This is a genomic window from Roseovarius halophilus (ex Wu et al. 2025) (assembly GCF_047086965.1).
Genome location: NZ_JBKOTX010000250.1, coordinates 1 through 6884, shown reverse-complemented (window position 1 = coordinate 6884; position 6884 = coordinate 1). Strand labels below are relative to the sequence as shown.

The 6884-nt window shown below is 65.9% G+C and carries 3 protein-coding genes and 1 pseudogene; 2 read left to right on the top strand and 2 right to left on the bottom strand.

The window, feature by feature from the left end; translation table 11 throughout:
- Positions 1 to 217: 217 nt before the first annotated feature.
- On the top strand, positions 218 to 2140 hold the full coding sequence (gene ftsH / locus ACH107_RS28490) for an ATP-dependent zinc metalloprotease FtsH (RefSeq protein ID WP_412509114.1): 1923 nt from the start codon (positions 218 to 220) through the stop codon (positions 2138 to 2140).
- 62 nt (positions 2141 to 2202) lie between these two features.
- Positions 2203 to 2922, top strand: a complete 720-nt coding sequence (locus tag ACH107_RS28485; protein WP_412509115.1) for a methyltransferase domain-containing protein — start codon at positions 2203 to 2205, stop codon at positions 2920 to 2922.
- 33 nt (positions 2923 to 2955) lie between these two features.
- On the opposite strand, the gene ACH107_RS28480 is transcribed toward ACH107_RS28485, so the two are convergent.
- Together ACH107_RS28480 and purD are read right to left on the bottom strand one after the other, a co-directional pair.
- Positions 2956 to 5880, bottom strand: coding sequence for a valine--tRNA ligase (locus ACH107_RS28480; protein ID WP_412509113.1), 2925 nt, complete (start codon positions 5878 to 5880; stop codon positions 2956 to 2958).
- 93 nt (positions 5881 to 5973) lie between these two features.
- Positions 5974 to 6804: pseudogene (gene purD, locus ACH107_RS28475) on the bottom strand (phosphoribosylamine--glycine ligase); the annotation flags it as partial.
- Positions 6805 to 6884 lie beyond the last annotated feature (80 nt).

Sequence of the window (6884 nt, the reverse complement as noted above, 5' to 3'; positions counted from 1 at the left end):
CGGTCGCTGGCGGCATCGCCGGCCGTCTGGCGCGGGGGGGAGCTGTTGGCCGCACCGCTGGCCGGGCACGGCGCCGGATGGCGCGCGGAACTGGTGCGCGACGCCGATGACTTTTTTGCCGCGTTGATGTCGCATTGAAGAACTTGCGATGATGGCTATTTAACCGGGATGAACGCTGTGCTACGCGCAGTCCACCCAATTCTTGAGGAGTGTTTCCTTGGGCAACGCAAAAAACATCGCCTTCTGGCTGGTCCTGTTCCTGCTGATCCTCGCCCTGTTCAACCTGTTCAGCGGGTCCGGCAACACCTTGCAGAGCCGCGCGGTCAGTTACTCCGAGTTCGTTGAAGCGGTCGACAACGACGAAGTGTCGCAAGTCGTTCTGGATGGCGAGAACGTGCGATTCCGCGACAACGGCGGCAACGAGTTCTCGACGGTCAAGCCGGAGGATGCCGAGCTGACCAATACCTTGATCGAGAAAGACATTCCGGTCACGGCGGAGCCACAGGAACAATCCGGGTTCCAGACCTTCCTCGTGTCGCTCCTGCCGTTCCTGCTGCTGATCGGGGTGTGGATCTACTTCATGAACCGCATGCAGGGCGGCGGCAAGGGCGGTGCCATGGGCTTCGGCAAGTCCAAGGCCAAGATGCTGACCGAGAAACAGGGCCGCGTCACCTTTGACGACGTGGCAGGCATCGACGAGGCCAAGGACGAGTTGCAGGAGATCGTCGAATTCCTGCGCAACCCGCAGAAATTCTCGCGTCTGGGCGGCGAGATCCCCAAGGGGGCGCTCCTGGTCGGCCCGCCGGGCACCGGCAAGACGCTGCTGGCGCGCGCCATCGCGGGCGAGGCCGGCGTGCCCTTCTTCACCATTTCGGGGTCCGATTTCGTCGAGATGTTCGTCGGTGTCGGGGCCAGCCGGGTCCGTGACATGTTCGAGCAGGCCAAGAAGAACGCGCCCTGCATCGTGTTCATCGACGAGATCGACGCGGTCGGGCGATCGCGCGGGGCCGGCTATGGCGGCGGCAACGACGAGCGCGAGCAGACGCTCAACCAGCTTCTGGTCGAGATGGACGGCTTCGAATCCAACGAGGGCGTCATCATCGTCGCGGCCACCAACCGCAAGGACGTGCTCGACCCCGCATTGCTGCGCCCGGGCCGCTTCGACCGCGAGATCAACGTGCCCAACCCCGACATCAAGGGCCGCGAGAAGATCCTCGGCGTACACGCGCGCAAGACGCCGCTCGGGCCGGATGTCGACCTGCGGATCATCGCGCGGGGGACCCCCGGCTTCTCGGGCGCGGACCTTGCAAACCTTGTCAACGAGGCGGCGCTGACGGCGGCGCGCGTCGGACGGCGGTTCGTGACCATGGAGGATTTCGAGAACGCCAAGGACAAGGTGATGATGGGGTCCGAACGCCGCTCGATGGTGCTGACGGATGACCAGAAGGAAAAGACGGCCTTCCACGAGGCGGGCCACGCGATCGTCGGTCTGACGCTGGAAAAATGCGACCCGGTCTACAAGGCGACGATCATTCCGCGCGGCGGTGCACTGGGAATGGTGGTCAGCCTGCCCGAGATCGACCGGCTGAACTGGCACAAGTCGGAATGCCTGCAGAAACTCGCGATGACGATGGCCGGCAAGGCCGCCGAGATCATCAAGTACGGGCCGGACAACGTGTCGAACGGGCCGGCAGGCGACATCCAGCAGGCCAGCGGGCTGGCCCGCGCCATGGTTCTGCGGTGGGGCATGTCCGACAAGATCGGGAATGTCGACTACGAGCAGGCGCACGAAGGCTACATGGGCAACGCCGCCGGCGGGTTCTCGATCTCGGCGCATACCAAGGAACTGATCGAGGACGAGGTCAAGCGCCTGATCGACGAAGCCTACCAGCAGGCCTATGATATCCTGGCCGAACGCAAGGAGGAATGGGAACGGCTGGCCGAGGGGCTGCTGGAATACGAGACGCTCACGGGCGAGGAGATCGAGCGGGTCATCCGCGGTGAACCGCCGCATTCGGATGATGACGACGACACCGCCGACAGCGGCAGCGCGCCGTCCGTCGCCGCCATTCCCAAGACCAACCCCAAGCCGTCCTCGGGGCTGGGCGATGGCGGGCCGGAGCCCGAACCGTCGGCGTGAGCGACAGGGCCAGAACCCCGGACTGGAACCCGAGCGCCTACAACCGCTTCAGGGACCAGCGTCTGAGGCCCGCGCTCGACCTGCTCAACGCGGTCGGGCGCATGGCCGCGGGTGACATGGTTGACCTTGGATGCGGCAACGGCGCCATGGGCGATGCCCTCGCCGCGCGCGCGGGCCAGCGTGCCGTGATCGGGGTCGACGCGTCGCCCGCGATGCTTGAAAAGGCGCGTGCCATGCCCGGCTACAGCAGCCTTCAACAGGCCGATATCGCCGAGTGGCATCCACACCGTGCGCCCGGGCTGATCTTTTCGAACGCCGCGCTGCACTGGGTCGGCAATCATGAAAAGTTGCTGCCGCGCCTGGCGGACATGCTGGCCAAGGGCGGCACGCTGGCCGTTCAGATGCCGCACCAGAACAAGGCCCCCTCGCACCGCGTCTGGCTGCGGCTGGTCGAGGAGATGTTCCCCGGCCGGGTCGAGAAGATGGGCACGCCCGGTGTCATGGCGCCGGTGAAATACGAGGAGCTCCTGGGCCGCCGCGGCGGGTTTCGCCTGTGGGAAACGGAGTATTACCAGCGGCTTCAGGCCGAGAAGGGCAGTCACCCGGTGCGTCGGTTCACCGAAAGCACCTATGCCCGGCCCATCCTGCAGGCGCTCGACCCTGACGAGAAGGCGACGCTGATCGCCCGTTACGAAGAGGTGATGAGCGCGGCCTATCCCGTCCGCGCCGACGGGTCGGTTCTGTTCCCGTTCCGCCGGATGTTCTTCACCTTGACGGTCTGATCCGGCGCGGCGGTGCGGCGGGCTGACCGGCGGTCAGCCCAGTTCGTTCAGCCGGTGGAGCGCGGCGCGCAGCTTGGTCTCTTCCTCCTCGCGGAGGGCAAGGTTCTCGCGTGCTTCCTCGACCACGTCCTCGGGGGCGCTTGCCACGAATTTAGGGTTGTTCAGCCGGCCGCGCAGGCCGCCGAGTTCCTTTTCGAGCTTGCCGAGCGTCTTTTCCAGCCGCGCCTTTTCCTCGGACACGTCGATCACGTCGGCCAGCGGCAGGCCGAAACTGCCGCCTTCCACGGTGACCGTGATGCAGCCCTTGGGGAATCTGTCGACGTCGCTCAGGCTGTCGATCCGCGCCAGCCGCTTGATCATCACCTCGTTGCGCGCCCACGCGTCACGGCCTGCCGCGTCGAGGTCGGAGACGAGCACGGGGATGTACAGGCCGACGGGCACATGTACCTGTGCCCGCGCCGAGCGGACCTGTTCTATCAGCCCGATCACCCAGTTCATCTCGCGGTCGGCCTGCGGATCCACCAGATCCGTGCCGTAGTCGGGCCAGTCGGCATGGACGAGCATCTTGTCGCGCTGGCCGAGTGTGCCCCAGAGTTCCTCGGTAATGAAAGGCATGATCGGGTGCAGCAGGATCAGGCACTGGTCGATGACCCATGCCATCGTGTTCTGCGTCTCGCGCTTGGTGGCCGCGTCGCCGTCCAGCAGGAGCGGCTTGGAAAACTCCACGTACCAGTCGCAGACCTTGCCCCAGACAAAGCTGTAAAGGGCGTTCGCCGCGTCGTTGAAGCGGAATTGTTCCAGTGCGCTATCGACGTCCTCGCGCACCTTGGCGGTTTCGCCGACGATCCACTTGTTCACGGTGGCCTCGGGCCGGGGCAGGGTGCCGTCGCTGCCGGTGGCGCCGTTCATCTCGGCGAAGCGGGCGGCGTTCCACAGCTTGGTGCCGAAATTGCGGTAGCCGGCGATACGCTGCGGCGACAGTTTCAGGTCGCGGCCCATGGCCGCCATCGCGGTGAGGGTGAAGCGCACCGCGTCGGCGCCGTAGTCGTCGATCAGTTCCAGCGGGTCCAGCACGTTGCCAAGGGACTTGGACATCTTCTTGCCCTTCTCGTCGCGGACAAGGGCATGGACATAGACATGATCGAAGGGGCGTTCGCCGACCACGGCGTACTGCATCATCATCATCCGGGCGACCCAGAAGAAGATGATGTCGAAGCCGGTGATGAGCACGGAGGTGGGGAAGTATTTCCCGAGTTCCTCGGTATCCTCGGGCCAGCCGAGCGTGCCGATGGGCCAGAGCCCGGAGGAGAACCACGTGTCGAGGACGTCCTCGTCACGGGTCAGCGCCTTGCCGCCGGCCATCTCGCGGGCCTCTTGCTCGGAGGCGGCGCAATACTGGTTGCCATCGGCGTCGTACCACACCGGTATCTGGTGCCCCCACCAGAGCTGGCGGGAGATGCACCACGGCTCGATGTTCTCCAGCCAGTGGAAATAGACCTTGCGGTCGCTTTCGGGCATGATCGTGACCTCGCCCGAGCGCACGGCGTCCAGCGCGGGGCCGACGATCTTTTTCGTGTCCACGAACCACTGGTCGGTCAGCATCGGTTCGATCACCACCTTGGAGCGGTCGCCGAAGGGCTGCATCAGCGTCTTGGATTCCACCAATGGCACGAGCGATTCATCGCGCGGGTCGCCGCCCTCTTCCGGGGCGACGGGGGTGTGCGCGCCCCCGCCGAGCCTCGGGTCATTCTCGGGCACCATGACGGCAAGGCCCTCGTGCGTGATTTCCGCGACCACCTGCTTGCGCGCCTCGACCCTGTCCAGCCCGCGCAGGTGATCGGGAACAAGGTTGAGGCTGTCCACGTCCTCGACGGTGAACGCGGCGCCCTCGGCGATTTCCTGCGCGCGGCGGGCGGCCTCGGCATAGGGGGGGCCGTCGTCGCGCATCTGCGCCTTCATGTCCATCAGCCGGTACATCGGGATGTTGCCGCGCTTGGCGACCTCGTAGTCATTGAAATCGTGCGCGCCGGTGATCTTGACCGCGCCCGAGCCGAAATCCGGGTCGGGATACTCATCGGTGATGATGGGGATCAGGCGGCGGTGTTCCCCGGGCCCTACCGGGATTTCGCAGAACTTGCCGACGATGGGGGCATAGCGTTCATCGGACGGATGCACCGCAACCGCGCCGTCGCCCAGCATGGTTTCGGGGCGGGTGGTGGCGATAGAGATGTAATCGCGTTCTTCCTCGAAGACGACATTGCCGTCCTCGTCCCGTTCGACATACGTGTAGGTCGCACCGCCGGCCAACGGGTACTTGAAATGCCACATGTGGCCGGGCGTGTCGACGTTCTCGACCTCGAGGTCGGAAATCGCCGTCTCGAAATGCGGGTCCCAGTTGACCAGCCGCTTGCCGCGGTAGATCAGGCCCTTGTTGTACATGTCCACGAAGACCTTGATCACGGCGTCGTGGAAATTGCCCTCCTCGCCCGCGGGCGCGTTCGGGGCGCCGGACATGGTGAAGGCGTTGCGCGACCAGTCGCAGGAGGCGCCGAGGCGCTTCAACTGTGTGATGATCTGCCCGCCGGAATGGGTTTTCCACTCCCACACCTTTTCAAGGAACTTCTCGCGGCCCATCTCGCGGCGGCCCGGCGCACCTTCCTCGGCCAGCTTGCGTTCCACCACCATCTGCGTGGCGATGCCCGCGTGGTCCTGCCCGGGCTGCCACAGCGTGTCGTGCCCGCGCATCCGGTGCCACCGCGTCAGGATGTCCTGCAGCGTGTTGTTGAAGGCATGGCCCATGTGCAGGCTGCCCGTCACGTTGGGCGGCGGGATCATGATGCAGAAGGTTTCCGCGCCGGGCCGCGCATTGGCCCCGGCGGCGAAGGCGCCGGCCTCTTCCCATGCCTCGTAGAGACGGCCCTCGGCCTCTTTCGCGTTGAAGGTCTTGTCCATCGCCATAACGTGTGATCCCGCGCATTTTCACAGCTCGGGTCATCCTCTAGCGAATGCCGCGCGGGAGCGAAAGACGGGGCCCGCGTTTTTCTGGCGCGGTCAGAGCGCGCGCCAGCCGATGTCGCGCCGATGGTAACCTTCGGGCCAGTCGATCCGGTCCACCATCTCGTAGACGCGGTCGCGCGCCTCTTGCAGGGTCGCGCCGCGCGCGGTGACGTTCAGCACCCGGCCGCCGCTGGCCACGAACCGGCCGTCTCTCGCCGCCGTGCCCGCGTGAAAGACCATGTGGCAACTGTCCTCGGGGCAATCCTCCACACCGTTGATCACGCTGCCTTTTTCATAGGCGCCGGGATAGCCCCTTGCGGCCATCACCACCGTCATCGCGTGATCATCGGCCCAGTTGATGCGTGCCTCGTCCAGCCGGCCCTCGGCGGCGGCATGCATCAGGTCGAGCGCCTGCGCGCCGAGCCGCATCATCAGCACCTGGCATTCCGGGTCGCCGAAACGCACGTTGTACTCCACCAGCCGGGGCTGGCCGTTCTCGATCATGAGCCCGGCATAGAGTACGCCCTGGTAGGGCGTGCCGCGGCGGGCCATCTCGGCCAGCGTGGGCTTGATGATCTCCTCAAGCGCCTTTCGCGCCACTGTTTCGGTCATCACGGGGGCCGGGGAATAGGCGCCCATGCCGCCGGTGTTGGGGCCGGTGTCGCCCTCGCCCGCGCGCTTGTGGTCCTGGGCGGTGCCGACGGGCAGCGCCGTCTCGCCGTCGCACAGAACGAAGAAGCTGGCCTCCTCGCCGGTCATGAATTCCTCGATCACCACCTGGGCACCGGCGGCGCCGAATTCGCCGCCGAACATGTCGTCGATGGCGGCCAGCGCCTGCGCCTCGGTCTCGGCCACGATCACGCCCTTGCCGGCGGCCAGCCCGTCGGTCCACCTGTTGCAGCATCGCGGCCTCCTGCCGGATATCGGCGAAATTCCTGTTGGACTTGAACAGCGGCACGGCCCAC